General features: G+C 32.5%; 1 protein-coding gene. It reads left to right on the top strand.

Annotated elements, in window-relative coordinates; genetic code table 11:
* Nucleotides 1-134 precede the first annotated feature (134 nt).
* Nucleotides 135-1,883, top strand: a complete 1,749-nt coding sequence (locus QMG30_RS24690) for an IS1634 family transposase (protein ID WP_281819894.1) — start codon at nt 135-137, stop codon at nt 1,881-1,883.
* Nucleotides 1,884-1,981 lie beyond the last annotated feature (98 nt).

Genomic DNA, 1,981 nt, shown 5'->3' with positions numbered 1-1,981 from the left:
CGGGAGTTTGACACTTGCGACTTTATAAATTCTTTACAATGCCTATAAAATGGCTATTTTTTGTCAAATTTTACATATATTATTTGCGTGTCATAGCGTGTCGTGGTATAATATAAGTAACTGGGGGCGTTGTTATGAGATTAAAAATATCTAAATCCAAAAATGTTGAGATACTTTATGTTATAAAAACCGTTTATATTGATGGTAAACAGAGGACTAAGACCGTTGAGCGATTAGGTTCTGTTGTTGAGTTAAAAGAGAAATTAAATGGAAAAGATCCTATCAAGTGGGCTAAGGAGTATATTGCTGACCTTAACAGAAAAGAAAAAGAGGGTACTAGTGAGATCTTGGTTAAGTATTCACCTGTTAAAGAAATTCCTAAGAATGAACAGTTTTCTTTCAATGGTGGCTATCTTTTTCTTCAAAAGATTTATCACCAACTTGGTCTTTATAGAATCTGTAGTGATATTTCTGATAGGCATAAGTTTACTTTTGATCTTGATTCTATTCTTTCTAGATTGGTATATGGCAGAATTATTTTTCCATCTTCTAAACTGGCTACTTGTGAGCTTTCTAAGAAGTTTATTGAGCAACCTCATTTTGATATTCAACATGTTTATAGAGCTCTTAGTGTTCTTTCTACAGAGTCTGATTTTATTCAATCATCCCTCTATAAGCATAGTTTAAAGATTTCTAAGCGTAATACAGGAATTCTTTTTTATGATTGTACGAATTTCTTCTTTGAGATTGAACAGCCTGACGTTGATGGATTAAGGCAATATGGTGTTTCTAAGGAACATAGACCAAACCCTATTGTCCAAATGGGATTATTTATGGATGGTGATGGTGTCCCTCTTGCTTTTAGTATTAATAAAGGTAATACTAATGAACAAGTTACTTTGAAGCCTTTAGAGAAAACTATTTTATCTGATTTTGATCTTTCTAAGTTTGTCGTTTGTACGGATGCAGGTCTTGCTTCTAACAGTAATAGAAAGTTTAATACTAAAGGGGATAGAGCTTTTGTCACAACTCAATCTATCAAAAAATTAAAGAAACCTCTTAAAATGTGGGCTCTTGACCCTGAAGGCTGGAAACTCTCTGGTAGTTCAAAGACTTATGATATTTCTAAGCTTGATGAGATAATTGACAACATGTGTTTAGAGGATAAATTGAAGGCTAAGTCTAGAGTTTTTTATAAACAGCGTTGGATTAATGAGAATGGTTTAGAGCAAAAGCTTATTATCACCTATTCTGCTAAATATAAGGACTATCAAAAAAATATCCGTCAGTCTCAAATTGAACGCGCTCAGAAATTGATAACATCTAATCCCAAAAGAATCTCAAAGCCTAAACAAAATGATTTTAAACGTTTTATAAAAAAGACTAACTGTACTACAGATGGTGAAATTGCTGATAATATAGTATTTAGTATTGATGAAGATATTATCGTTAAAGAGGCAGCTTTTGATGGTTTCTATGGTGTTTGTACTAACCTTATGGATGATGCTTCCGAAATAATCAAGGTGAACAAGCGTCGTTGGCAGATTGAAGAATGCTTTAGAATTATGAAAAGTGAGTTTAAATCAAGACCTGTATATTTGAGTCGAGATGATAGGATACAAGCACATTTTACTACTTGCTTCATCTCGTTAATCATTTATAGACTACTTGAAAAAAAGCTTGAAGAAAAATATACCTGTAGTGAAATTATTAACGGACTAAGAGATATGAATTTTCTAGAGATTAAAGGTGAAGGCTATGTACCCGCATATACAAGAACTGATTTTACTGATGATTTACATAATGCTTTTGGTTTTAAAACCCACTATCAGATAGTGACAAAGAAAAAAATGAAAGAAATTTTTAGAACTACTAAAAAATAGTTCATGGTACGCACTTTTCAGCACAACCAAAAAGCTCGCAAAACCTTATTTTAAAAGGGCCTGCGAGTTTTTTCTTCTCTACAAGTGTCAAAAACGAG

The organism is Vallitalea longa, assembly GCF_027923465.1.
GTDB classification, from domain to species: Bacteria; Bacillota; Clostridia; order Lachnospirales; family Vallitaleaceae; genus Vallitalea; species Vallitalea longa.
This window is presented reverse-complemented; position numbering and strand designations above follow the sequence as displayed.